This is a genomic window from Leclercia barmai (assembly GCF_049312895.1).
Classification (GTDB): Bacteria; Pseudomonadota; Gammaproteobacteria; order Enterobacterales; family Enterobacteriaceae; genus Enterobacter; species Enterobacter barmai.
Map to the genome: position 1 here is coordinate 1161394 of NZ_JBMNWZ010000001.1, position 23774 is coordinate 1185167.

26 protein-coding genes are annotated in these 23774 nt (G+C 56.1%); 10 read left to right on the forward strand and 16 right to left on the reverse strand.

Annotated elements, in window-relative coordinates:
- Positions 1-35: 35 nt before the first annotated feature.
- Entirely contained in the window at positions 36-617 is a 582-nt protein-coding gene (gene sodB, locus ACOYA6_RS05470) for a superoxide dismutase [Fe] (protein ID WP_422654188.1), read from the reverse strand.
- A 124-nt stretch (positions 618-741) separates the two neighbouring features.
- Positions 742-1563, reverse strand: coding sequence for a C40 family peptidase (locus ACOYA6_RS05475; RefSeq protein ID WP_251931008.1), 822 nt, complete (start codon positions 1561-1563; stop codon positions 742-744).
- 337 nt (positions 1564-1900) lie between these two features.
- Here ACOYA6_RS05475 and grxD point away from each other — a divergent pair, with 337 nt between their 5' ends.
- A complete protein-coding gene (grxD, locus tag ACOYA6_RS05480; RefSeq protein ID WP_032617810.1) occupies positions 1901-2248 on the forward strand; it encodes a monothiol glutaredoxin 4 in 348 nt (115 codons plus the stop codon).
- Positions 2249-2293: 45 nt separating this feature from the next.
- Here grxD and rnt read toward each other — a convergent pair whose 3' ends face one another.
- From rnt to eptA, 5 genes are all read right to left on the reverse strand, one after another.
- Entirely contained in the window at positions 2294-2944 is a 651-nt protein-coding gene (gene rnt, locus ACOYA6_RS05485; protein ID WP_138368829.1) for a ribonuclease T, read from the reverse strand.
- Between the two features lie 96 nt (positions 2945-3040).
- Positions 3041-3448, reverse strand: coding sequence for a lactoylglutathione lyase (gene gloA / locus ACOYA6_RS05490; protein ID WP_138368830.1), 408 nt, complete (start codon positions 3446-3448; stop codon positions 3041-3043).
- An 83-nt stretch (positions 3449-3531) separates the two neighbouring features.
- Complete coding sequence (gene nemA, locus ACOYA6_RS05495) at positions 3532-4629, reverse strand: alkene reductase (protein WP_422654189.1); 1098 nt, start codon at positions 4627-4629, stop codon at positions 3532-3534.
- Positions 4630-4682: 53 nt separating this feature from the next.
- A complete protein-coding gene (locus ACOYA6_RS05500) occupies positions 4683-5282 on the reverse strand; it encodes a TetR/AcrR family transcriptional regulator (RefSeq protein WP_422654190.1) in 600 nt (199 codons plus the stop codon).
- A gap of 38 nt (positions 5283-5320) precedes the next feature.
- On the reverse strand, positions 5321-6949 hold the full coding sequence (eptA, locus tag ACOYA6_RS05505) for a phosphoethanolamine transferase EptA (RefSeq protein WP_039029297.1): 1629 nt from the start codon (positions 6947-6949) through the stop codon (positions 5321-5323).
- Positions 6950-7098: 149 nt separating this feature from the next.
- On the opposite strand from eptA, the gene ACOYA6_RS05510 reads away from it, so the two are divergent.
- From ACOYA6_RS05510 to sodC, 3 genes are all read left to right on the forward strand, one after another.
- Complete coding sequence (locus ACOYA6_RS05510) at positions 7099-7338, forward strand: DUF1289 domain-containing protein (RefSeq protein ID WP_422654191.1); 240 nt, start codon at positions 7099-7101, stop codon at positions 7336-7338.
- Positions 7339-7386: 48 nt separating this feature from the next.
- Positions 7387-8283: an aldo/keto reductase gene (locus ACOYA6_RS05515; protein WP_422654192.1), complete on the forward strand. Its 897-nt coding sequence runs from the start codon at positions 7387-7389 to the stop codon at positions 8281-8283.
- 80 nt (positions 8284-8363) lie between these two features.
- Entirely contained in the window at positions 8364-8882 is a 519-nt protein-coding gene (gene sodC / locus ACOYA6_RS05520) for a superoxide dismutase [Cu-Zn] SodC (RefSeq protein WP_422654193.1), read from the forward strand.
- Here sodC and ACOYA6_RS05525 read toward each other — a convergent pair.
- From ACOYA6_RS05525 to ACOYA6_RS05535, 3 genes are read right to left on the reverse strand one after another with little or no spacing between them, the layout of a single operon-like run.
- On the reverse strand, positions 8861-10879 hold the full coding sequence (locus ACOYA6_RS05525; protein WP_422654194.1) for an FUSC family protein: 2019 nt from the start codon (positions 10877-10879) through the stop codon (positions 8861-8863). The genes sodC and ACOYA6_RS05525 overlap by 22 nt on opposite strands.
- Positions 10876-11733 (reverse strand): efflux RND transporter periplasmic adaptor subunit, encoded by an 858-nt coding sequence (locus ACOYA6_RS05530; protein ID WP_422654195.1) that lies wholly within the window; start codon positions 11731-11733, stop codon positions 10876-10878. The genes ACOYA6_RS05525 and ACOYA6_RS05530 overlap by 4 nt, the downstream gene beginning before the upstream one ends.
- 8 nt (positions 11734-11741) lie before the next feature.
- Entirely contained in the window at positions 11742-11978 is a 237-nt protein-coding gene (locus ACOYA6_RS05535) for a DUF1656 domain-containing protein (protein WP_039029149.1), read from the reverse strand.
- A gap of 188 nt (positions 11979-12166) precedes the next feature.
- Here ACOYA6_RS05535 and slyA point away from each other — a divergent pair, with 188 nt between their 5' ends.
- Positions 12167-12607, forward strand: coding sequence for a transcriptional regulator SlyA (gene slyA, locus ACOYA6_RS05540; RefSeq protein WP_138368835.1), 441 nt, complete (start codon positions 12167-12169; stop codon positions 12605-12607).
- 36 nt (positions 12608-12643) lie between these two features.
- Here the strand turns inward: slyA and ACOYA6_RS05545 are convergent, their stop codons facing one another.
- Complete coding sequence (locus ACOYA6_RS05545; protein ID WP_422654196.1) at positions 12644-14002, reverse strand: MASE4 domain-containing protein; 1359 nt, start codon at positions 14000-14002, stop codon at positions 12644-12646.
- A 189-nt stretch (positions 14003-14191) separates the two neighbouring features.
- The gene (gene slyB, locus ACOYA6_RS05550) at positions 14192-14659 is read right to left on the reverse strand and encodes an outer membrane lipoprotein SlyB (RefSeq protein WP_039029152.1); all 468 of its coding nucleotides are present in this window, start codon (positions 14657-14659) and stop codon (positions 14192-14194) included.
- Positions 14660-14944: 285 nt separating this feature from the next.
- Here slyB and anmK point away from each other — a divergent pair, with 285 nt between their 5' ends.
- The 5 genes from anmK (at position 14945) to pdxY (ending at position 19527) form a co-directional block, all read left to right on the forward strand.
- Positions 14945-16069 carry an anhydro-N-acetylmuramic acid kinase gene (gene anmK, locus ACOYA6_RS05555; protein WP_139564884.1) on the forward strand — a complete coding sequence of 375 codons (1125 nt, stop codon included), beginning with the start codon at positions 14945-14947 and terminating at the stop codon, positions 16067-16069.
- 95 nt (positions 16070-16164) lie between these two features.
- Complete coding sequence (gene mliC / locus ACOYA6_RS05560; protein WP_039029154.1) at positions 16165-16488, forward strand: C-type lysozyme inhibitor; 324 nt, start codon at positions 16165-16167, stop codon at positions 16486-16488.
- 57 nt (positions 16489-16545) lie between these two features.
- Positions 16546-17202 carry a pyridoxamine 5'-phosphate oxidase gene (gene pdxH, locus ACOYA6_RS05565; RefSeq protein ID WP_039029155.1) on the forward strand — a complete coding sequence of 219 codons (657 nt, stop codon included), beginning with the start codon at positions 16546-16548 and terminating at the stop codon, positions 17200-17202.
- 126 nt (positions 17203-17328) lie between these two features.
- Positions 17329-18603, forward strand: coding sequence for a tyrosine--tRNA ligase (gene tyrS, locus ACOYA6_RS05570; RefSeq protein WP_422654197.1), 1275 nt, complete (start codon positions 17329-17331; stop codon positions 18601-18603).
- A 63-nt stretch (positions 18604-18666) separates the two neighbouring features.
- Entirely contained in the window at positions 18667-19527 is an 861-nt protein-coding gene (gene pdxY, locus ACOYA6_RS05575; protein ID WP_422654198.1) for a pyridoxal kinase PdxY, read from the forward strand.
- An 88-nt stretch (positions 19528-19615) separates the two neighbouring features.
- On the opposite strand, the gene gstA is transcribed toward pdxY, so the two are convergent.
- The 4 genes from gstA to ACOYA6_RS05595 all read right to left on the reverse strand — a co-directional run bounded on the left by gstA (position 19616) and on the right by ACOYA6_RS05595 (position 23772).
- Positions 19616-20221, reverse strand: coding sequence for a glutathione transferase GstA (gene gstA, locus ACOYA6_RS05580; protein WP_039029158.1), 606 nt, complete (start codon positions 20219-20221; stop codon positions 19616-19618).
- 108 nt (positions 20222-20329) lie between these two features.
- A complete protein-coding gene (dtpA, locus tag ACOYA6_RS05585; RefSeq protein WP_039029159.1) occupies positions 20330-21838 on the reverse strand; it encodes a dipeptide/tripeptide permease DtpA in 1509 nt (502 codons plus the stop codon).
- Between the two features lie 615 nt (positions 21839-22453).
- The gene (gene nth, locus ACOYA6_RS05590) at positions 22454-23089 is read right to left on the reverse strand and encodes an endonuclease III (RefSeq protein WP_039029160.1); all 636 of its coding nucleotides are present in this window, start codon (positions 23087-23089) and stop codon (positions 22454-22456) included.
- The gene (locus tag ACOYA6_RS05595) at positions 23089-23772 is read right to left on the reverse strand and encodes an electron transport complex subunit E (RefSeq protein WP_039029161.1); all 684 of its coding nucleotides are present in this window, start codon (positions 23770-23772) and stop codon (positions 23089-23091) included. Before ACOYA6_RS05595 ends, nth begins: the two co-directional genes overlap by 1 nt.
- Positions 23773-23774 lie beyond the last annotated feature (2 nt).

Below are 23774 nucleotides of genomic sequence, written 5' to 3' on the forward strand. Positions count from 1 at the left end.
AGAAAAGCAGAAGGCCGGGCCTTCTGCTTTTTTCGTTATGCCGCGAAGTTCTTCGCAACAAACGCCCAGTTTACCAGCGCCCAGAAGTGCTCAAGATAGTTCGGGCGCGCATTGCGGTAATCGATGTAGTAAGCGTGCTCCCACACATCCACCGTTAACAGCGGGGTGGCGTTGCTGGTCAACGGCGTGCCCGCGTTGGACGTGGAAACGATGGCCAGTTTGCTGTCCGCCTCTTTCACCAGCCAGGTCCAGCCTGCGCCAAAGTTCTTCACCGCCGCGTCGGTAAACTTCGCCTTAAACTCTGCAAAGCTGCCGAAGCTGGTGGCGATAGCGTCTGCCAGTTCACCCGTCGGTTCGCCACCGGCCTGTGGTGCCAGGCAGTGCCAGTAGAAGGTGTGGTTCCACACCTGCGCGGCGTTGTTGAATACGCCGCCCTCGGAGCTGCGCACGATCTCTTCCAGGGTTTTCCCTTCAAAGGCGGTGCCGGCGATCAGGTTGTTCAGGTTGGTGACGTAGGTCTGGTGGTGTTTGCCGTAGTGGTATTCCAGGGTCTCCGCAGAAATATGCGGGGCCAGGGCGTCTTTTGCATACGGTAATGCAGGTAATTCAAACGACATTGCTTCTCTCCTTATTATAGTGATCCATTCAATAACCATATTGAATGTAAGGGTAGAGTAGCAAATTGAAAGGGTATGCAAAAGAGGAACTTACCCCGCTGGCGGGCCAGCGGGGTAGGGGAGATTAACGCAGGGTGTTGGCTTTCATCACGCGGCGCGCGCCGACGTAATGGCGCTGCCAGTAGTCTTCGCTCAGGGAGGTGATCTGAATGTCCTGACCGGTACGCGGGGACTGGATAAATTTGCCGTTGCCCACGTAAACGCCCACGTGGTCGGCGGTGCCGCGACCCCGGGTGCGGAAGAAGACCAGATCGCCACTTTCGAGCTCACCGCGATCGACCGGAGAGGCGTCACGCAGGTGGTACATTTCGTTCGCGGTGCGCGGAATACGGAATTTAACCAGGTCTTTATAGGCGTAATAAACCAGGCCGCTGCAGTCGAAACCGGTACGCGGCGAGGAACCGCCCCAGCGATAGGGTTTACCAATCTGGCCCATTAGTTTATTTAACGCCGTTTTTTGCGCCTTTTGCACCCGGACTTTATGCGCTTCAGCAAGGGTCGTGGTTTTGCTGGTTTTGACGCACTGCGTTTTGCGTCCTTTACGGGTGGTGCATTTTTCTGTCACAGCGCGGGAGGCGGTTTGCGTGGTGCGGGTGGCGCTGCGGGAGGAATTTTTGCTTTTCTTGCTGGAGGTGGCTGGCTGTGTTTTAGCGAGGCTACTTTTTTTGCTGCTGCTCTTTTTGCTGGTAGTGCTTTTTTTCGTGCTCTCTTTTTTGCTGGTTTTGCTGGTGCTGCTTTTTTTCTTAGGTTCGGTGGCTTTCGCCAGATGCGTTTTATGGGCGGCAGAAGGCCGCGCCTGCTCTGAGGCGTTTGCCACCGGCGTGAAGGTGAGAGATGAAAACAGCAAAGCACAGAGCGTGATCGAGAATTTATTTATTCGCGCCACTGGGCATTCCCCTGGTAATCGCAGGATATAAATAACCCTGCGTATGATTTACAAAACTCGTCGATTCTAATCTATAAAAAGGCCCGACGTTAATAAACTTTTTGCATCTAAAACTGTGTTTCGTTAGCAAGTGCAAAAATATCAGAATTTCACAGGGGCATTCTGTACATTAGCTGTGCAAAACCGCAGCTAATCTCGCGATAAGGTATGTTGTGAATGCATCTTTAAAGGACGCGCGGTAAAATCATAAAGGTGACGAAAATGTTATTTTCCGTAGTCGGCCTGAAACGCTACAATGTCAGACTATTGCCGTAACAGAAGTAAAAGGAAGCAAAACATGAGCACTACTATTGAAAAAATTCAGCAACAAATCGCTGAAAACCCGATCCTGCTGTACATGAAAGGTTCTCCGAAACTGCCAAGCTGTGGTTTCTCCGCTCAGGCGGTCCAGGCGCTGTCTGCCTGTGGCGAACGTTTTGCTTACGTTGATATTCTGCAGAACCCGGATATCCGCGCTGAGCTGCCAAAATACGCTAACTGGCCGACCTTCCCGCAGCTGTGGGTTGACGGTGAACTGGTTGGCGGTTGCGACATCCTGATTGAGATGTATCAGCGTGGCGAACTGCAACAGCTGATCAAAGAGACGGCTGCGAAATACAAATCAGAAGAGCCAGGCGCCGAATAATTCCGCGTCCCGGTAAATAAAAAAGCGACCCTGAGGTCGCTTTTTTTATGCGTTGTTCTCGGCGTCCGGCAGCGGCCAGCCGCCGAGGCGTTTCCAGCGGTTAACGATTTCACAAAACAGCTCCGCCGTCCGCTCGGTGTCATAAAGCGCCGAATGCGCCTGGGTACCGTCAAAATCGATACCGGCGGTAATACAGGCTTTAGAGAGGACGGTCTGCCCCAGCGCCAGTCCGCTTAAGGCGGCGGTATCGAAGGTCACAAACGGGTGGAACGGGTTGCGCTTGAGCGACGCGCGCTCGGCGGCAGCCATCATAAAACTGTGATCGAAGGTAGCATTGTGCGCCACCATGATCGCGCGGTTACAGTTCTGGTCTTTCATTCCCTTGCGCACCATTTTGAAGATGGCATGCAGCGCGTCATATTCACTCACTGCCCCACGCAGCGGGTTATGGGGATCGATGCCATTAAACGCCAGCGCCTCAGGCTGCAGGTTCGCCCCTTCGAAAGGTTCGACGTGGAAGTGCAGCGTGGAGTCCTGCAGCAAATTGCCCTGTTCATCCATTTTCAACGTGATGGCGGCAATTTCCAGCAGCGCATCGGTTTTGGCATTAAATCCAGCGGTTTCGACATCTATCACAACAGGATAAAAACCACGAAAACGGTCGCACAGACCGGTAAGTTGAGCGTTATCGGACATCTGGATCTCTTACAAGGGGAAAAAAGCAGTGCGCATTATGGCAAATTTCGCAATGAGATGCAGTAAAACAACGGGCGCATTGCGCGCCCGTTACAATCAGTTGCCCAGACCGCGACCGGCGTCTTTGGCTTCAATCAGTTCGATTTTGTAACCGTCCGGATCTTCAACGAAGGCAATCACCGTGGTGCCGCCCTTAACCGGACCCGCTTCACGGGTGACGTTGCCGCCGTTGCTGCGAATGCGCTCGCAGGCTTCTGCGGCGTTATCCACTTCCAGCGCAATGTGACCGTAGGCGGTACCCAGCTCGTAGCTATCCACACCCCAGTTGTAGGTGAGTTCGATAACCGCTTCTTCGCTCTCTTCGCCGTAACCCACGAAGGCGAGGGAGTATTTGTACTCCGGGTTTTCGCTGGTGCGCAGCAGGGACATGCCCAGCACGTTGGTGTAAAACTCGATGGAACGTTGCAGATCGCCAACGCGCAGCATGGTGTGAAGTAGGCGCATATTATCCTCTTAGCTTTTTATCATCTTGAACAGAAACGATGTTTTAGTATAGCGGCGAATCGCCGCCGCTATCAATGAAGGGATTATAAAGAGGGATAATCGGTATAACCTTCTGCGCCGCCACCGTAGAAGCTCTCCGGACGCTGCGGGTTCAGCTCGGCTTTGTGCTTCAGGCGGGCCACCAGATCCGGGTTGGCGATGTAGGCGCGACCAAAGGCCACGGCATCAATCAGCCCTTTGTTGATCAGATCTTCGGCTTTCTCCGGCGTGTACGCGCCCGCACCAATGATCACACCCGGGAAGCGGTCACGTACTTTCTGGCGGAACACATCCGAGTAAGGTTCGCCACCGGCCCAGTCCGGCTCGGACATGTGCAGATAGGCGATGCCGCGTTTGGCCAGCTCTTCGATCAGGTACAGGGCGTCGGCTTCTTCGTTCGGGCCGTTGTCCACGTTCTGGAAAGAGCCAATCGGCGAGACGCGGATCCCGATGCGATCTGCGCTCCACTCTTTTGAGACGGCATCAACCACTTCCAGCACCAGACGGGCGCGGTTTTCAACGCTGCCGCCGTACTGGTCGTTACGCTGGTTAGAAGACGGCGACAGGAACTGGTGCAGCAGATAGCCGTGGGCAGAGTGCAGCTCAACCAGGTCGAAACCGGCTTCGCGGGCATTGGCTACCGCCTGGCGGAAATCGTTAACGATCCCCGGGATTTCGTCCAGCTCCAGTGCGCGCGGGGTGGTAGTATCCGCACGGGTCGCATTGCCGTTTTCGTCACGCAGGGAGGTGCGGGTACCGGCGTTCAGGGCAGAGGCAGACACCGGCGCCTGACCGCCAGGCTGAAGGCTGCTGTGGGAGATGCGGCCGGTGTGCCACAGCTGCACCGCGATGCGGCCATCTTCGGCATGTACGCCGTCGGTAATTTTCTTCCAGGCGGCGATCTGCTCAGGGCTGTGCAGACCAGGTGCGCCAGCATAGCCTTTGGCCTGGGCAGAGATCTGCGTGGCTTCGGAGATGATCAGGCCCGCGCTGACGCGCTGACGATAGTATTCACCCATCAGCGGGGTCGGGATATCGCCCGGCTCAATGCTGCGCAGACGGGTGAGGGGGGCCATAAAGACACGGTTGGGTGCTTCGATCACGCCCACTTTGAGCGGGGTGAATAATTTTTCGGCTGACATAGTGACTCCTGAGTAGACCGGTCGTCTAGTGATTCGATAAATAAAAACGCCTGTTAATTGCCAGGCGTAGCAATGATGTTTTTAACATGATCCAGCGCGCTCTCCAGCGGCAGCGCGCTGCGGGACATTTTGGCCTGCAGGTTGGCGCCCAGCCACAGGGAATAAAGCACCTGCGCCTGGGTGACCGGTTCACCGATGAAGGTCAGGGATTTTTCTTCCCGCCCCTTCGCCAGCGCCTGCGCCAGCAGGGTGATGACACCCGTGGCCCCTTTATCCATCTCCGTGCGCATATCTTCAGAGAGATCGCACACTTCGGCAGAGAGTTTTACCGTCAGACAGCCGCTGATAATGCCCTGCGCGCAGAACTGGGTCAGCGTCTCCTGATAATAAGCCAGAACACGATCGCGACAGTTGCCCTTGCCGCTGGCGAAATGGCTGGCCAGACGCTGATGGTAGCCCGCATAGTGGCGCTCCAGCAGGGCCACGCCAAACGCCTCTTTGGAGCGGAAGTAGTGATAAAACGACCCCTTCGGCACATCGGCGGTTTTCAGCAACTCGCTCAGACCCATCCCGGTAAACCCGCGGTGCATGCAAAGACGCTCGCCGGTCGCAAGGAGATGTTCGCGTGTATCGTGTTCAGTATGCTTGTTCATGCCGTCAATGTAGTAGACCAATCGGTCTAATGCAAGCCTTATGTTCGACGACAGTGGGTAAGCAGATCCATTTGCGGCTGATAAACCGAGGTCTGGATATTCATCATCCCCAGCACCGTGGAGAAGAGGTTGTCCTGCGACACCGCCTCTTTCGCCGCCTGGTCGCGCAGGCACTGCTCGTCCACGCCAAAGTTCTTTTTATAATCCTGCGACAGCCAGAACATAAACGGAATGTGCGTCTGTTGTTCCGGGGCCAGCATGTACGGCGTGCCGTGCAGATAGAGTCCGTTTTCCCCCAGCGATTCGCCGTGATCCGAGAGATAGACCAGCGCCGTATTCATCGTCGCCTGACGCGCTTTCAGGGCGTCGATAGTTTTACTCAGCACGCTGTCGGTGTACAGAATGGTGTTGTCATAGGTGTTTATCAGCGCCTGATGATCGCAGTCCTGGATCTGGTTGGTGTCGCAGGTCGGGGTGAATTTGCGGTACTGCTCCGGATAGCGCTCGTAGTAGGCCGGACCGTGGCTGCCCATCAGGTGGATCACCAGCACCGTATCCTGCTTCAGGCCATCAAGGGTGTCGTTCAGCCGATAAAGGTTAACGTCGTCAATGCAGGATTTGTCCTTACAGAACTGATCCAGCTTCCACTGCGTCATATCGGTGTGCGGGATGCGATTACAGGCACCTTTACAGCCGCCGTCGTTATCACGCCACAGCAGGTTGACCCCGGCGTGGCCCAGCACATCCAGCAGCCCTTCCTGATGATGGGCAAGGTCGGCATCGTATTTTTTGCGCGGCATGCCCGAGAACATGCAGGGCACGGAGACGGCGGTTTCGGTACCGCAGGAGGAGGCCTGCGGGAAGTTAATCACGTTCTGCTTTTCAAGTTCAGGATTGGTATCGCGACCATAGCCGTTAAGGGAGTAGTTTTCCGCCCTGGAGGCTTCACCGACCACCAGCACCAGCACGGTCTTTTTCTGCTGCGCCATCAGCACCGGGCCTTTACGCGCGTCTTCACCGAGACGGATTAAGGTCTGGTCGCCCGCGAACCAGCGCGCCTTGCTGTACTTGGCGATGGCGCTGACGTAGTTGGCTGGCGTCACCATTTTGACGATGCCTTTGTTATTGCGAAACAGCGAGGCGTAGTCTTTATAGAAGACCGCCGCCACCAGAATAATCACCACCAGGCTTGCGAGGATAGCCGCCACGCGCATCAACAGCGTCTGCCACCACTTACCCGGACGGATGCGGATCATCGCCAGCACGACGGCAGGCACCAGACCGGCGACGGCCAGCCACAGCAGCAGCTGAGGCGTGATCAGCGCCGTCGCTTCCTGGGAGTTGGTCTCGAAGACGTTGACCATCATATTCTGGTCAATCACCGCCCCGTAGGTAAACATAAACCAGGTCGCCGCCGCGCAGCCGAGGGTGAGCACCACCAGCAGCGGTTTGCGGATCAACGGGATGTTCAGAATGCTGAAAACGATAACCCAGCCGCAGAACAGCACCAGCGGCACGGTAAGGGCGAAAAGAAAATCATGCAGCCGGGCCGGGGAGATCACCTGCCAGCTGCGGTGAATAAAGAGGGCGTTTAACAGGGTAAACAGGAGTGCGCAGCCCAGCGTAAATTTCGTATCGTTACACTGTAACTTTTTGAGGGTCAGCATCATCATTAAAACCAGGGATTATTTTGATGAGGCGAGTATAAAGAGCGAAGATTAGTGAAACCTTAATGCCACAATTCTGTGGTTGACCTCTTGCGTAACCCCGGCTTAAGGTCTTCACTTTACTAAATCTTGGGTCCGGGGAGGTACGTGTGGCTGAACAACTGGAGTTCTTTCCTGTCCAGAGCCCGTGCCGGGGTATCTGCCAGTCGGATGAGCGCGGATTTTGTCGCGGCTGTATGCGCAGCCGGGAAGAGCGCTTTAACTGGCAGTCCATGAGCGACGCCCAGAAACAGGAGATCCTGCGCCTGTGCCGCCAGCGTCTTTTGCGCAAATTGCGCACAAACAAGCCCCCCGAAGCCGAAGAACCGCAGCAGCCCTCACTGTTTTAGCCCCGTAAACGCGTATACTCTCCGCAGATTTTTTTAAAGGAAATAACTATGGTTCAGCGTATTACCCTTGCCCCGCAGGGCCCGGAGTTTTCCCGTTTTGTGATGGGCTACTGGCGTTTGATGGACTGGAACATGTCCGCCCAACAGCTGGTCAGCTTTATTGAAGAGCATCTGGATCTGGGGATCACTACCGTCGATCACGCCGATATTTATGGCGGTTACCAGTGTGAAGCGGCCTTCGGCGAGGCGATGAAGCTCTCCCCGGCGCTGCGCCAGCGGATGGAGATCGTCACCAAGTGCGGGATCGCCACCACCGCGAAGGCAGAGCATGCCCTCGGCCACTATATTACCGACCGCGACCACATTGTTCGCAGCGCCGAGCAGTCTCTCACCCATCTGGCGACCGATTACCTTGACCTGCTACTGATCCACCGTCCCGACCCGCTGATGGATGCCGATGAGGTTGCTGAAGCCTTCCTCGCCCTGCATCAGAGCGGCAAGGTGCGCCACTTTGGCGTTTCTAACTTTACCCCGGCCCAGTTCGCGCTGCTGCAGTCGCGTCTGCCGTTTACGCTCGCGACCAACCAGGTTGAGATTTCGCCGGTTTATCAGCCGCTGCTGCTGGACGGCACCCTCGATCAGCTGCAGCAGCTGCGCATCCGCCCGATGGCCTGGTCCTGCCTCGGCGGTGGACGTCTGTTCAACGATGAATCCTTCCAGCCGCTGCGCGATGAGCTGGCGCAGGTGGCTCAGGAGCTGAACGCCGAAACCATCGAGCAGGTAGTGTACGCGTGGATTTTACGCCTGCCATCCCAGCCGCTGCCGATCATCGGTTCCGGCAAAATCGAGCGCGTGCGTTCGGCGCTGGCGGCAGAGCAGCTGAACATGACCCGTCAGCAGTGGTTCCGCATCCGTAAAGCCGCGCTGGGTTACGACGTGCCGTAATTCTCTATTTATCTGACTTTCCGGTTAAAACCTTGCCCCTGGTATAAACTTAAGGGGCAAAAAATAACCAAGGAGGTCATATGAAGCGATTTACTCTGGCAGTGTTAACGCTGGTGGTGTGCGCAGGTGCGCAGGCCGCCAGCGAAGAAGTCAAGATGAACCTCGTCACCTCTCAGGGGATCGGCCAGTCCATCGGGACGGTGAAAATCACCGAAACCGATAAAGGGCTGGAGTTTTCCCCGGATCTCAAAGCCCTCCCGCCGGGGGAACACGGTTATCACGTCCACGCCAAAGGTTCCTGCGAACCCGCTATGAAAGACGGCAAACCCTCCGCCGCTGAGGCCGCAGGCGGCCACCTCGATCCTCATAACACCGGTAAACATGAAGGGCCGGAGGGCATGGGCCACTTAGGCGATCTCCCCGCGCTGGTGGTGAATAACGACGGTAAAGCCACCGACCCGGTCGTCGCCCCGCGCCTCAAAAAGCTGGATGAGGTGAAGGGCAAGGCACTGATGATCCACATCGGCGGCGATAATATGTCGGATCAGCCAAAACCGCTTGGCGGTGGCGGGGCGCGTTACGCCTGCGGGGTGATCTGATCGCTCAGGGTGCCCGGCGCGGGCGCCTGTTCCAGCTGGGATAGCGAGCAGTGCAGTCGCCAGATCAGGGCTGCCAGCTCCTGCCCGGCCGGTTGCGGATGATGGGACAGGGCATCACAGATGCGCTGAAGCTCGTCCAGGGTGGTGGCGAGAGGTCGCTGCTGGACGCCGCGCTCGCTCATGATGTCACGCAGCAGCGATACCGCGATGTCTCGCACCCGGGAGAGCGGATCTGAGCGGGTCTCCCAGTCGCGAAGCTGCCAGACCACGTGGCTGCAGTTGAGCAATACCACGCCCCAGCGCAGCAGCCAGCGTCGCGCGAGCGCATCCTGGCTGCTGTTCAGCTGGTTCACATGGTGATAGACCAGCGATTCGTATCCATTCTCGCTCAGCCGCGGCCTGCGGCTGAGCTGATCGACAAATCCCCGCCGCAGCTCCCGGATGTGACGACGGCTTTTCCGCGCGTCCGATCCCGGGCGCAGCACCGCAAAGGCCAGCCACGTCAGCCCCACGCCCAGAATTTTTGCCAGATCGTCATTGAGGAAATCGGCAAAGTCATACACCGGCGGGTTGGTCACCGAAATAAATGACCCCATAAACACAATCAGCTGACCCCACAGACCGGCCATGGCGGGCATCTGCTGCTTCAGCAGCTGCATGGTGGTCAGGAGCGGGAACAGAAACAGCAGGAACAACCACAGATCCGAGATCTGCACCATCAGGCCAAACTTAACCACAAAGCTGAACAGCGACAGCAGAACCAGGGTACGCAGCAGCAGGGTGAGCGAGTTAAAAGGCGAGGCCGCCACCGAATAGAGCACGCTGCTGATCGCCGCCAGGGTCAGAGCCGCTCCCCCGGCATCCCACTGGGCGGCAATGGTCCAGGCCCCCACCAGACTCAGGGCGCAGAAGGTGCGAAAGCCGCTCCACAGCGCTTCAAGATTATCGGTATGGCGTGCCAGCGCCGGACTGCGGGGCACCGCAAACTCGGTAATCGGGGTGGCCGTTTCTACAGCTTTAATCCAGCGGCTGCTGCGCAAATAGAGGCGGCTAAAGTAAATCAACCGCTGCCAGAAGGCGCGATGGCGGTAATCGGCGCTATTTTCCGGCCTGAGCGGGGCGATAATCCGCGCCACGGTATAGAAGTCGGACTCTGGCCGGGCAAGGGCGGCGAGCAGCTGGTCGATGACCTCCCGGGTGTGGGCGGGCGGGTTGGGCCAGTTCAATAGCATGCGGCGCAGGCTTGAGATGGCGCTGGTCATCCGCAACTGCTGGTGAAGAAGATAGTTGAGCAGGGCATTCTGGCGGCGAAAACGGTAGTGGCTCCAGAAGGCCTGAATGCGCAGCAGGTTCATGGTCAGGATCTGGGCGATCACCTTCTCATGGGCCAGGCGAATGGCATCGTTGCTCTCGGGCTGCCACAGCAGGCTGGCGTGCTCCAGAAGCCTGCTGTGCATGGTTTTCAGCGCGGTAATCAGGGCGGTGCCGTCGGAGGTGCTGGGGAGGATCATCATCATCACCCCGCCGCTGAGAATACCGATAATAACTTCGCACACCCGGGCCTGGGCGATATCCCACAGCTGGGTGGTGTCGAGGATGTCGATGACCGGGAAGGCGATGATCGCCGCGGTATAACCGGCAAGCTGGAAGGCGTAGGCGACGTTGTTGGTGAAATGGGCGCAGGCCCAGGTACAGACGGCGAGCCAGGCCGCCATGCTGAACAGAAACAGCCACGGGTCATTGAGGGTATGCCCGGCAATAATCAGCGCCGCCGTTGCGCCAAGCAGGCTGCCCGCCACGCGGCCGAGACTTTTACTGATTACGCCGCCCACGGTCGGGAAGCTGACCACCGCCGCCGAGGTCATCGCCCAGTAGGGTTCATCCAGGTTGAGACAGTAGGCGACGGTCAGGGCCAGGCACATCGCTATCCCGTTGCGCAGGGCATAGCGCCACTGCGCCGGGGACGCTTTAAGCCACGGCAGGTTGTGCCAGTTCACGGCGCGGTGCCGATGGAAACGGTGCAGGTGGTGCCGGAGACCAGGGTCAGGTCCGCTGGCAGCTGGTCAAAAGCGATGCGCACCGGGATGCGCTGCGCCAGCCGCACCCACGGGATATTAGGCTTAACGTCCGGCACCAGGCCAGAGTCGGTCTCCACGCTCTGATCGTAGATGGCGCGACCGATACTGGATACGTGACCCTGTAACCTTTGCGAACCGCTGTAGAGGACAATCTGCGCTGGCGCACCTTCACGGATATGCCGGAGCTTGGTCTCTTCGAAATAGCCCACCACGTAAAAGGAGTGGCTATCGACCAGAGCAAACACCGGCTGGCCGGTGGTGGCATAATCGCCCACGCGGGTGGAGAGATTGGTCACCCAGCCGTCTACCGGGGCTTTAACCACCGTCTGGGTCAGCTGCCACTGGGCCTGTTTGAGGGTTGCTTCGGCTACCGCCACGCTGGCCTGCATCGCCTTGACGTTAATGTTGGCGGTATCCAGATCTTCTGCGGAGATATACTTTTGCGACAGATGGCGGCGACGGTTGGCTTCGTTATTGGCTTTTGCCAGGTCGGACTGGGCTTTTGCCAGCTGGGCTTCGGCGTTCAGCACCGCAATATGGTAAGGCGTCTCATCAATCTGAAACAGCACCTCACCCACATGCACAAACTGATTATCTTTAATCTCAAGAGTGGTAATGGTGCCGGAGACCTGGGGCGTTACGCTGACCTGTTCGGCGCGCACTTTTCCGTCCCGGGTCCAGGGTGACTGCATGTAATAGTTCCAGAGCCACCAGCCGGCGATCAGCGCCAGGGCCAGAACCAGTAATGATGAAAAATACTTAATTGTTTTCATAATGTTAGTCACCACACAATCAACAGAACCAGTCCCAGGCATACTGCCAGGACAAACAGTGAAAGATCCATCAGCATGGGATGCCAGATTTCACCGGAATAGATCCAGTCGCGCAGCAAGCGGTGGGTGACAAGCCAGAGAACAAAACCCAGCATCACCGCTTTAAACAGGGGAGGAAAGTAAACCGAGGCACCCACTATCAGATCCTGAAGCGGTAACCCCGTGGCGTTAAGCGTGAAATTCACGTGCCGGTTCCTTTGCAAATGGGGTAGTGGCCAAAAAGCGCGGCCGCATAACGCGCTGGGGCGTCATAACAAAGTGTAAAACAGACTGTCGTCAAGGTTGAATGCAGTATTGCATTTGTTTTGGCAATATAAATGCTGCACACTATTCTAAAATCAGTATAATAACTTAGCAAGCTAATTATAAGGAGATGAAATTGGAATCGCCATTAGGTTCTGATCTGGCCAGGTTAGTACGCATCTGGCGTGCTCTGATTGACCATCGCCTGAAACCTCTGGAATTGACACAGACGCATTGGGTCACGCTGCATAACATTCATCAGCTGCCGCCCGACCAGTCACAGATCCAACTGGCAAAAGCGATAGGCATCGAGCAGCCTTCACTGGTACGTACGCTCGATCAACTGGAAGAGAAGGGGCTGATTTCACGCCAGACCTGTGCCAGCGATCGTCGTGCCAAGCGGATTAAACTCACTGAAAAAGCGACCCCCATCATCACAGAGATGGAGGCGGTCATCAGCAAAACGCGCGGTGAAATCCTCAGTGGGATCTCACCTGCTGAACTGGAACTGCTGATCGCGCTGGTTGCCCGGCTCGAGCACAATATCAATGAGCTACAGTCCCGCGACTGACCTTTAAAAAAGCCTTGCTGATGCAAGGCTTTTTCTTTACCCAAACACCACCACCCGGTTACGCCCGGTCTCTTTCGCCTCGTACATCGCCTTGTCTGCGCACCCGACGCACTCTTCAGCGCTGATTTTCGACGTGGCGGTAAACACCCCCATACTGATGGTGATGGGCTCGGGAAGCTGCCCGTCGGTACTGGCTTTATCAAAGCCGCTCAGTTTTAAGCGGATCCGCTCTGCCACCTGGCGTGCCGCCTCGGGAGGCGTATGGGTTAACAGCAGGACAAACTCCTCTCCGCCGATGCGTGCCGCAACGTCCTGTGGCCGAACCGAATCCATCAGCAGCTGGGCGACAAACTGCAACACCTTATCTCCCTGCAGATGCCCGTAGCAGTCGTTGATGCGCTTAAAACGATCGAGATCGCTGACGATAACCGAGACCGGCTCCGTCGGTTTTACCGTGCGCAGGGCGTGATTGAGGGTGTCATAAAAATAGCTGCGATTATAAAGCCGCGTCAGCGGATCGCGAATGGAGTTCTGATAAGACTGCTGATACTTCAGATGCGACTCGCGATAAAGATTAAAGACGTCATACAGCAGAACGAAAATAATCAGCAGCGTGGCGACGGCTTCAAATAACCGGGCGCGATACCAGGAGAGATCTTCCGCGTGCCCACCTAAAAACAGCATCGCAAGCGTGGCGATATAACAGATACATAAGAAGTTACCGCCAATCCAGAACAGGTTACGCACCCGCGTAATACTCATCAGGGTTGCTAATGAAATAACCCAGAGCGCAATAAGCGTGATGTTCGTTGGCTTTTTCCACAGCAACATATATTGCCGGGTTTCATTGTCAACCAGGTCTAATGTTAATAAAGGCGAGTTGCTGGAATAGAGCCAGGCCAGGATCAATATCAGAGCCGTGAAAATAAACATCCCGGAAATGACTGCTACATGGAAAGTGCGTGACAGCGAACGGTTGCGGAGAGCGAAAAGCACGGCCGAGACGATAAACAGCACGGCCATCAGCAGATGGCGGAACGTAAAGTAGATCATGGCGTCGTTGTAGTTAACGACGTCAAACTGATACAGATCCAGCCAGGCCGGGTAACTGGAAAGAGTGCCCACCATCAGCAGAGCCGAACCGGCGAAGGCGAATGAAAAGGCCATCAGATATAACCGCATCCTGTCACACCAGTATTTCATCGCCATAAAACTGGCAATAAAAAGGTGGAATACCAGTAAAAAGATGGTGAGCATGGGAAACAAAAGCGGTGAAAACGAGGGGATCTTTTCCACCAGTTCATTAAACAGAGAATGTAAGATCCCGATGACAATAAAACAGCCCACAAAGAACTGAACATACTTGTTCTTAATATAATGATTTATCGCAAGCATATATAACTTTAAAATTAAAAATATCGAAGGATTTGCGAATAGTCTCATATGCGCAGGTGTAATACTTTGCGCAGGAACAAGAGATGGAAGTATTAAATATAAGTGCGGTGAATGTATTAAGTGAATATATTCACGTGAGTGCTACTAAAAGAGAACGGACGTGGTCAGGAGACCACGTCCATAACGTTATTAACGCGGAGAAACGGTAACCTGGCTGCCGTTGCTGGCCAGGACTACGCGTTGACCTGCCGCGAATCGGGTGTTGCCCTGCTTCTGGACCACCATAATGGTGCTGCCGTCGTCCTTGCGGATCTCCAGCTCAACGCCCTGGGATTTGTTCATCGCACCCTGGACGCCCTGACCTGCAACACCACCGGCTACGGCACCCGCAGCGGTTGCCAGAGAACGGCCTGTGCCGCCACCGACGGTGTTACCGAGGAAACCACCCAGTACCGCACCACCCAGTGCGCCGATCACGTTGTTCTCGTCACCGCCCTGAATCTGTACCGGGCGCGTGTTCACGATGGTGCCATAAGTGACATTCTGAACCTGTTTCGCCTCAGAGGCACTGTACACATCCCCGGAAAGGGAACTGTCGTTCACACAGCCAGCCAGAGTAAATCCAACTAACGAAACGGCCAGTACACGTAAAATCATTTGAATCTCCTGTTCACCAAAAACGCTCTTTGAGCATCCGTTATGGCTAAATTATATGGCATCAATAGCCATAAATCCTATCTTTGCTCAAACACAATCAGAATGATACTCGAAACTCAATCAACCATAGCTATACAAGCGACGATATCACCCTGCGGGCGATGCGGATAATTCCTGGAATGATGCCCGGCGCCAGCTATTGTTAAAAAGTATTAGTCCGCCGTAGCATTGATAATCGGTTTATGGTGGAGTGAGTCATCAGCCCATACGGATAAAGGAAAACGGATGAAATCGGGTCGCTACATTGGCGTAATGTCAGGAACCAGTCTGGATGGTGTGGATGTCGTTCTTGCGGCAATAGATGAGAATATGGTGGCGCAGCAGGCAAGCCTCAGCTGGCCTATTCCTCAGCACATGAAACAAGCGATCCTGAATATCTGTCAGGGCCAACAGCTGACGCTGTCGCAGCTGGGGCAGCTGGATACGCAGCTGGGACGCCTGTTCGGTGATGCCGTGCAGGCGTTGATGGATCAGGAAAACCTGCGCCCTCAGGATGTCGTGGCGATCGGCTGTCACGGGCAAACGGTCTGGCATGAGCCGGGCGGCGAGGCCCCTCATACCCTGCAGATTGGCGATAACAACCAGATCGTCGCCAAAACCGGCGTCACGGTGGTAGGGGATTTCCGCCGCCGCGACATCGCGCTTGGCGGGCAGGGCGCGCCGCTGGTTCCCGCGTTCCACCATGCGCTGCTGGCGCATCCGACGGAGCGCCGCATGGTGCTGAACATCGGCGGCATCGCCAATCTCTCCTTATTGATCCCCGGCCAGCCGGTGCGCGGTTTCGACACCGGGCCGGGCAATATGCTGATGGACGCCTGGATCTGGCGTCAGGCGGGCAAACCCTACGATAAAGATGCCCAGTGGGCCTGCAGTGGCAAGGTCATTATCCCGCTGCTGCAAAGCATGCTGTGCGATCCCTATTTTGCCGCACCGGCGCCGAAAAGCACCGGCCGCGAATACTTCAACTACGGCTGGCTCGAACGTCAGTTGGCGAACTTCCCGGGCCTGGCTCCTGAGGACGTACAGGCCACGCTGGCGGAGCTCACTGCCGTTTCGGTGTCGGAACAGGTGTTGCTCAGCGGCGGCTGCGAGCGTCTGCTGGTGTGCGGCGGCGGCGGTCGTAACCCACTGGTGATGACGCGCCTCGCCGGTCTGCTGCCGGGTACGGAAGTGACCACCACCGACAAGGCGGGGATCAGCGGTGACGATATGGAAGCGCTGGCCTTCGCCTGGCTGGCGTGGCGCACGGTGGCGGGCCTGCCGGGGAACTTACCCTCAGTGACCGGTGCCCGTGAAGCCAGCGTCTTAGGTGCTGTTTTTCCAGCGAATCCGCGGCAAAATCAGAGTTAACCGAATTTCGCTTAAGCACGCCGTGGGTAAAAATACCGAAAAAAACGGGAGGGCGTTCGCGCCCTCCGGGACCCAAAAGTCTTCGGAATTTACCCATGAAAAAACTGCTTCTTGCTTTTACCCCCTTCCTGCTGGCGAGCTGTAGCGTCTACAACCAGTTCGTCGAGCGCATGCAAACCGACACCCTGGCCTATCAGTGTGAAGAAAAACCGCTCACCGTTAAGCTCAATAATCCGCGCCAGGAAGTCAGCTTCGTCTATGACAATAAGCTGCTGACGCTGAAGCAGGGAATGTCGGCCTCCGGTACCCGCTACAGCGACGGCGTGTATGTCTTCTGGTCGAAAGGCGACAGTGCGACGGTTTACAAGCGCGATCGCATCGTGCTGAACAATTGTCAGATCGAAAATCCGAAGCGTTGAGATTTTGCAGGGGGCGGCGCACAATAGCGTCACCCATTGTCAACGTCAGCTAACGCCATGTCAGATAACGATGAATTGCAGAAAATCGCGCACCTCCGGCGCGAATACACCAAAGGCGGCCTGCGTCGCCAGGATCTCCCCGCCGAGCCGCTGGTGCTGTTTGAACACTGGCTGAAACAGGCCTGTGAAGCAAAACTGGCCGATCCGACCGCGATGGTGGTCGCCACCGTCGATGAAAAGGGTCAACCCTACCAGCGCATTGTCCTGCTCAAGCATTACGACGATAAAGGACTGGTGTTCTACACCAACCTCGGCAGCCGCAAAGCGCAGCACCTCGAACACAACCCGCGAATCAGTCTGCTCTTCCCGTGGCATATGCTGGAGCGTCAGGTGATGGTCACCGGCACCGTTGAGCGTCTCTCCACGCTTGAGGTGGTGAAGTATTTCCACAGCCGCCCGCGCGACAGCCAGATTGGCGCCTGGGTCTCTAAACAGTCGAGCCGCATCTCTGCCCGCGGCGTGCTGGAAAGCAAGTTCCTCGAGCTGAAACAGAAATTCCAGCAGGGCGAAGTGCCGCTGCCGAGCTTCTGGGGCGGTTTCCGCGTCCAGGTCCAGCAGATGGAGTTCTGGCAGGGCGGTGAACATCGACTCCACGACCGCTTTTTATACCAGCGCGATAACGATGCCTGGAAAATCGATCGTCTGGCACCTTAATCCCCGAAATTTGTTCTCTTAAGCGCTGGTACAACGGGTGTCAGCGCTTTATTCTATGTACCTTTCGCGTCTGGCGAAAAGTCGTGTACCGGCAAAGGTGCAGTCGTTTTATACATGGAGAATTTGATGGCAAGCAGTAACTTGATTAAACAATTGCAAGAGCGGGGGCTGGTAGCCCAGGTGACGGACGAGGAAGCGTTAGCAGAGCGACTGGCGCAAGGCCCGATCGCGCTCTATTGCGGCTTCGATCCTACCGCTGACAGCTTGCATTTGGGGCATCTGGTTCCTTTGTTATGCCTGAAACGCTTCCAGCTGGCAGGCCATAAGCCTGTGGCACTGGTCGGCGGCGCAACGGGTCTGATTGGCGACCCGAGCTTCAAAGCCGCTGAGCGTAAACTGAATACGGCAGACACCGTGCAGGAGTGGGTGGCAAAAATCCGCAAACAGGTTGCCCCATTCCTCGACTTCGACTGTGGTGAGAACTCAGCGATTGCTGCGAACAACTACGACTGGTTTGGCGGCATGAACGTGCTGACCTTCCTGCGTGATATCGGCAAGCACTTCTCAGTTAACCAGATGATCAACAAAGAAGCGGTGAAGCAGCGTCTGAACCGCGACGATCAGGGCATCTCCTTTACCGAGTTCTCCTACAACCTGCTGCAGGGTTATGACTTCGCCTGCCTGAACGAGCTGCACGGCGTTGCCCTGCAGATTGGCGGCTCTGACCAGTGGGGTAACATCACCTCTGGGATCGATCTGACCCGTCGTCTGCACCAGAACCAGGTCTTTGGTCTCACCGTTCCGCTGATCACCAAAGCAGACGGCACCAAATTCGGTAAAACTGAAGGCGGCGCGGTATGGCTCGATCCGAAGAAAACCAGCCCGTACAAGTTCTACCAGTTCTGGATCAACACCGCGGATGCTGACGTCTATCGCTTCCTGAAGTTCTTCACCTTTATGGACATCGACGCGATCAATGCCCTGGAAGAAGAAGACAAGAACAGCGGCAAAGCCCCACGCGCCCAGTACGTGCTGGCAGATGAAGTGACGAAGCTGGTTCACGGTGAAGAGGGCCTGGCAGCGGCGAAGCGTATCACTGCCAGCCTGTTTAACGGCACCTTAAGCGATCTGAGCGAAGAAGACTTCGAACAGCTGGCGCAGGATGGTGTGCCGATGGTTGAGATGGACAAAGGCGCCGATCTGATGCAGGCCCTGGTGGATTCTGAGCTGCAGCCGTCCCGCGGTCAGGCACGTAAAACCATCGCCTCGAACGCCATCACCATCAACGGTGAAAAACAGTCTGACCCGGAGTACATCTTCGCTGACAGCGATCGCCTGTTTGGTCGTTATACCTTACTGCGTCGCGGTAAGAAGAATTACTGTCTGGTTTGCTGGAAATAATCATAAAAGCACAGGGGCGTGGGAAACCACGCCCCTTTATTTTTTCAGGGTTGTGGTAAGAACATGAAGAATATCCTCGCCATCCAGTCCCACGTTGTCTTTGGGCATGCTGGCAACAGCGCCGCTGAATTTCCGATGCGTCGTCTCGGGGCCAACGTCTGGCCGTTAAACACCGTTCAGTTTTCCAACCATACGCAATACGGCAAGTGGACCGGTTGCGTGATGCCGCCCGCCCATCTTACGGAGATTGTTCAGGGCATCGCCGATATCGACAAACTGAAAACCTGCGATGCCGTGCTGAGCGGCTACCTGGGTTCTGCAGAGCAGGGCGAGCATATTCTCGGTATTGTCCGCCAGGTGAAGGCGGCGAATCCGGCGGCGAAATACTTCTGTGACCCGGTGATGGGCCATCCGGAAAAGGGCTGTATCGTGGCGCCGGGCGTGGCGGAGTTCCACGTGCGTCACGCCTTACCGGCCAGCGACATTATCGCCCCGAACCTGATCGAGCTGGAGATCCTCTGCGAGCACCCGGTGAACAGCGTGGAAGAGGCCGTGGCGGCGTCCCGCGAACTGATTGCGATGGGGCCTGAGATCGTGCTGGTGAAGCATCTGGCCCGCGCCGGATTAAGCCCGGATCGCTTTGAGATGCTGCTGGTGACCAAAGATGAAGCCTGGCACATCAGTCGTCCGCTGGTGGACTTCGGCAGCCGCCAGCCGGTAGGCGTAGGCGATGTCACCAGCGGTCTGCTGCTGGTGAAACTGCTGCAGGGTGCAACGGTGCGTGATGCGCTGGAGCACGTCACGGCGGCGGTGTATGAGATTATGATCGCCACCAAAGAGATGCAGGAGTACGAACTGCAGGTGGTGGCCGCCCAGGAGCGTATCGCGAAGCCAGAACACGTCTTTAGCGCGACCCAGCTCTGATAAAAAAAGCCGGGTGGCGCTTCGCTAACCCGGCCTACGGAATCTCCAGGCCCGGCAAGCGAAGCGCCGCCGGGCAAAAAAAATCCTCTTACTTCAACCCTTCCGCTTCCAGCGCTGCCGCCACGGCAGGACGCTCCGCCATACGCTGCATATAAGCGTCAATATGGCTTAACCCTTCCATGTTCAGCTTCACGGCGCGTGCCCAGCGCAGGACGGTAAACAGATACGCATCGGCGATGGTAAAGCGCTGACCGCAGATCCACTGCTCATCTTTCAGTGATTCGTTGACGTACTGCAGCTTTTTCTCCAGCAGGGCGCGGACGGTCGGCTTGTACTCTTCCGGAGTATCCGGGCGGAACAGCGGGGTAAAGCCCTTGTGCAGTTCGGTGGCGATGTAGTTCATCCACTCGATGGTCTTATAGCGGGCAATGCTGCCGGTAGGGGCCAGCAGCTGGCGGTCTGCCACGCTGTCGGCGAGGTATTGCATGATGGCAACCCCTTCGGTCAGCAGGGTACCGTCTTCCAGCAGCAGGGCCGGAACCTGGCCTTTAGGATTCACCGCGAAAAAATCATCGCCGTTTTCCAGACGCTTTTTCATCAGATCAACACCGTTAAGGGTGAAGTCTTTACCGCTCTCGCGCAGCGTAATGTGGGAGGCAAGGGAGCAGGCGCCTGGTTTATAGAACAGTTTCATCGGTCACTCCTGTTTACGTAGGTTTACTCTATGTTAGTGCGCCACAAGGTAAAAAAAAAGCCGCTAACGCACAGTTAGCGGCTTCCGTTCAGTCGTTTCCCGATGACATTACGCGGTGGCGGTTTTGCTCGCTTTAGCGGTAGTGTCGTCGTCCTGAGTCATGCGGTTCAGTTTCGGCGCAGTCAGCATCATCAGCGCAGCGATGACCGCGGTGGCGATACCAATCTGCAGGAACACGTCGCCGTAGACATGCAGGGACTGCAGCGGATCGGTCACGTCAGATGGCACGGCCATCAGGTTCGCGATTTTACCGGCGATGATGGCAGCACCGGCAGTGGTCAGGAACCAGCTACCCATGATGAAGCCCATCAGACGCTGTGGAACCAGCTGTGCAACCATCGCGAGGCCCAGACCGGAGATCATCAGCTCACCGATAGACTGCAGCGCGTAGCTCAGGATCAGCCAGTTAACGGAGACGATACCCGCGTCGCTGGCGAACTTCGCACCCAGCGGCAGCACGAGGAACGCACCAGAGCACAGCACCATACCGACAGCAAACTTGTGCGGCATTGGCAGGCGGTCGCCCATCTTGTTGTAGATAGCAGCCAGAATCGGGCTACCAATCATGATCCAGAACGGGTTCAGGGCCTGGAACTGCTCAGGTTCGAACGCGATACCCAGGATAGAGTGCTCAACGTTACGGATCGCGAAGAAGTTCAGAGAAGTCGGCATCTGGCTGTAGAGCACGAAGAAGACAATGGCTTCAACCATCAGGATGAAGGCAACGATCATCTTACGGCGCGCTGCGCCCTGCATAGAGAAAGCTTCTTTCGCGAAGATGCAGACGATACCCAGCGCAACCACGCCCAGCACCGCACGGGCGATACCCTGGTTGTGCAGCAGCCAGGTCGCAATAGCAACCAGCACCACAACACCGACGATAGTTGCCAGCAGTTTGCCTTTCTGCACCGGGGCAAAGTCAGGTTTTGAACCGTAGTCTTTAACCCAGCTGCGGCAGAACAGGAAGTTCACCACGGTGATCAGCATACCGACGAAGCTCAGGGCAAACGCCACGCTCCAGCCGAATTTTGCGGCCAGCCACGGGGTTGCCAGCATAGAGAAGAAGGAACCGATGTTGATGGACATGTAGTACATGGTAAATGCACCGTCCAGACGTGGGTCATCTTTCTTATAGCAGGTAGAAAGCAGGGAAGACGGGTTCGCTTTGAACAGGCCGTTACCGACCGCGATGGTCGCCATACCCATATACACCACGCCGGCATCGTGACCGGACCATGCCACCAGACCATAACCGATAGCCAGAACGATGGCGCCCAGCAGGATGACACGTTTGGTACCCAGCACTTTATCGCCCAGCCAGCCGCCAATCGCGACCAGACCGTACACCAGAGCACTGAAGGAAGAGAACAGCGTGATGGAATCGGCTTCGGACATACCCAGTTGTTTAACCAGGTAAACCGCCATGATCCCTTGCAGACCGTAGTAACCAAAACGCTCCCACAGCTCAATAGAGAAAATGAGATAGAACGATTTCGGTTGTTTGAAAGCGTTAAGACTTACGCTCTCTTCAGCTGGTTTATTGTTTGCAGTAGACACATATACCTCTTTTTTTACATCCCATATTAACGGGGGTGTTCACAGCGTGATGACCGTAGTCCATCCGCTTTATAGTTATAGTGGGAGGGGAAACGGCGGGTAATGTTCACTATCCTGACCCATCTGGCAAGGTGTTTGTAATAGTCTGTTACATTTAACTCTTGCCCTATAATGCGCCAGAAACCCAAATGTTATTTAGCGTTAAATTTTACCGTTGCGTTGAAACTGGTTTTTTTCACTGTCAGTAAGGGGAAAAAATCGCCATGTGGCGATATGTTCTGCTGTAAAAGGTGTTAAGCAGTGATATGGCCTGCATTCTGAAAAATACCCGGACATATCTACGGGCATAAAGGGGATAATTCTTGATGCTGTAAGGCCTTGATAGCCTTTTTGACACATAAAATTAACAGCGTGTGAACAGGGTGATCGAGATCACATTTATATAGAAAATTTCGCTGACGAAAAAACAATTAACCTGTTTGATTGTTATATGGCCGCACAATGCGCGAAGCATGCACTTTAGCTCAGCTGGAAAAACTGCAAAAGGCGGGAGTAAAAGATAGTCATGCTTAGTGTAAGGGATTTACATCATGAAAAAACCGTCGGATGACGGTTTCAGGCATCGGTTTTCTCTTTATATTCACAGAGATCTTCAATAATACAGGAGCCACAGCGGGGCTTACGCGCAATGCAGGTGTAACGCCCGTGCAGGATCAGCCAGTGATGGCAGTCGACCTTAAATTCCGCCGGAACCACCTTCAGCAGCTTATCTTCAACCTGCTCCACGTTTTTGCCCGGGGCGAAATTCGTCCGGTTGCAGACGCGGAAGATGTGGGTATCCACGGCAATGGTCGGCCAGCCAAAGGCGGTATTCAGCACCACGTTGGCGGTTTTGCGGCCCACGCCGGGCAGGGCTTCCAGCGCGGCGCGATCTTCCGGTACTTCGCCACCGTGCAGTTCTATCAGCATCCGGCAGGTTTTAATCACGTTCTCGGCTTTGCTGTTAAACAGGCCGATGGTCTTGATGTACGACTTTACCCCCTCGACGCCCAGCTCCAGCATCGCCTGGGGCGTGTTGGCTACGGGGTAGAGCTTGGCGGTGGCTTTGTTCACGCTCACGTCCGTAGCCTGCGCGGAGAGCAGGACCGCGATCAGCAGTTCAAACGGCGAGGTGAAGTTCAGTTCGGTCGTCGGGTGCGGGTTGTTATCCCGCAGGCGCTGCAAAATAGTTAAACGCTTCTCTTTGTTCATCAGGCCTTCTCAGGGATCCCTTCCTCTGCGCTGCGTGCAGCAGCGCGGCGTTTGCGTTTCTCATCAATCAGGTATTTCACCGCCAGCATCATGCCGAGGCCAATAAACGCGCCTGGAGGCAGCATCGCCAGCAGGAACGGCGTATCGGTGTGGAACACTTCAATGCGCAGGGCTTTGGCCCAGCCGCCCAGCAGCGCGTCCGCGCCGTCGAACAGGGTGCCGTTGCCGAGGATTTCGCGCATCGAGCCCAGCACGAACATCGCCCCGGTTGCCCCCATCCCGATGGCAAAGCCATCAAGGGCTGAAATCAGCGGATCGTTTTTCACCGCAAAGGCTTCGGCGCGTCCCACCACAATACAGTTGGTCACGATCAGCGGGATAAAAATCCCCAGCGACTGATAGAGGCCAAAGGCGTAGGCGTTGATCAGCATCTGCACGACGCTCACCACCGAGGCGATGATCATCACGTAGATCGGAATACGAATTTCTGACGGCGTCCAGCGGCGCAGGGCAGAGATCGACAGATTGGTCAGGGTCAGCACCAGCGTGGTGGCAAGGCCCAGACCCAGGGCGTTGGTGGCGGTCGAAGTGACGGCCAGCAGCGGACACATCCCCAACAGCTGCACCAGGGCGGAGTTGTTCTTCCACAGCCCCTGGACAATAACCTCTTTAACCTGGCTCATGA

Coding starts and splice junctions, on each gene's coding strand:
- nemA (WP_422654189.1), bottom strand. CDS start 4,629: ATGTCAGCCGAAAAATTATTCACCCCGCTCAAAGTGGGCGTGATCGAA.
- slyA (WP_138368835.1), top strand. CDS start 12,167: ATGAAATTGGAATCGCCATTAGGTTCTGATCTGGCCAGGTTAGTACGC.
- rnt (WP_138368829.1), bottom strand. CDS start 2,944: ATGTCCGATAACGCTCAACTTACCGGTCTGTGCGACCGTTTTCGTGGT.
- ACOYA6_RS05500 (WP_422654190.1), bottom strand. CDS start 5,282: ATGAACAAGCATACTGAACACGATACACGCGAACATCTCCTTGCGACC.
- ACOYA6_RS05515 (WP_422654192.1), top strand. CDS start 7,387: ATGGTTCAGCGTATTACCCTTGCCCCGCAGGGCCCGGAGTTTTCCCGT.
- ACOYA6_RS05545 (WP_422654196.1), bottom strand. CDS start 14,002: ATGCTTGCGATAAATCATTATATTAAGAACAAGTATGTTCAGTTCTTT.
- gstA (WP_039029158.1), bottom strand. CDS start 20,221: ATGAAACTGTTCTATAAACCAGGCGCCTGCTCCCTTGCCTCCCACATT.
- ACOYA6_RS05530 (WP_422654195.1), bottom strand. CDS start 11,733: ATGAAAACAATTAAGTATTTTTCATCATTACTGGTTCTGGCCCTGGCG.
- sodB (WP_422654188.1), bottom strand. CDS start 617: ATGTCGTTTGAATTACCTGCATTACCGTATGCAAAAGACGCCCTGGCC.
- slyB (WP_039029152.1), bottom strand. CDS start 14,659: ATGATTTTACGTGTACTGGCCGTTTCGTTAGTTGGATTTACTCTGGCT.
- tyrS (WP_422654197.1), top strand. CDS start 17,329: ATGGCAAGCAGTAACTTGATTAAACAATTGCAAGAGCGGGGGCTGGTA.
- grxD (WP_032617810.1), top strand. CDS start 1,901: ATGAGCACTACTATTGAAAAAATTCAGCAACAAATCGCTGAAAACCCG.
- sodC (WP_422654193.1), top strand. CDS start 8,364: ATGAAGCGATTTACTCTGGCAGTGTTAACGCTGGTGGTGTGCGCAGGT.
- mliC (WP_039029154.1), top strand. CDS start 16,165: ATGAAAAAACTGCTTCTTGCTTTTACCCCCTTCCTGCTGGCGAGCTGT.
- eptA (WP_039029297.1), bottom strand. CDS start 6,949: ATGCTGACCCTCAAAAAGTTACAGTGTAACGATACGAAATTTACGCTG.
- nth (WP_039029160.1), bottom strand. CDS start 23,089: ATGAACAAAGAGAAGCGTTTAACTATTTTGCAGCGCCTGCGGGATAAC.
- gloA (WP_138368830.1), bottom strand. CDS start 3,448: ATGCGCCTACTTCACACCATGCTGCGCGTTGGCGATCTGCAACGTTCC.
- ACOYA6_RS05595 (WP_039029161.1), bottom strand. CDS start 23,772: ATGAGCCAGGTTAAAGAGGTTATTGTCCAGGGGCTGTGGAAGAACAAC.
- pdxY (WP_422654198.1), top strand. CDS start 18,667: ATGAAGAATATCCTCGCCATCCAGTCCCACGTTGTCTTTGGGCATGCT.
- anmK (WP_139564884.1), top strand. CDS start 14,945: ATGAAATCGGGTCGCTACATTGGCGTAATGTCAGGAACCAGTCTGGAT.
- pdxH (WP_039029155.1), top strand. CDS start 16,546: ATGTCAGATAACGATGAATTGCAGAAAATCGCGCACCTCCGGCGCGAA.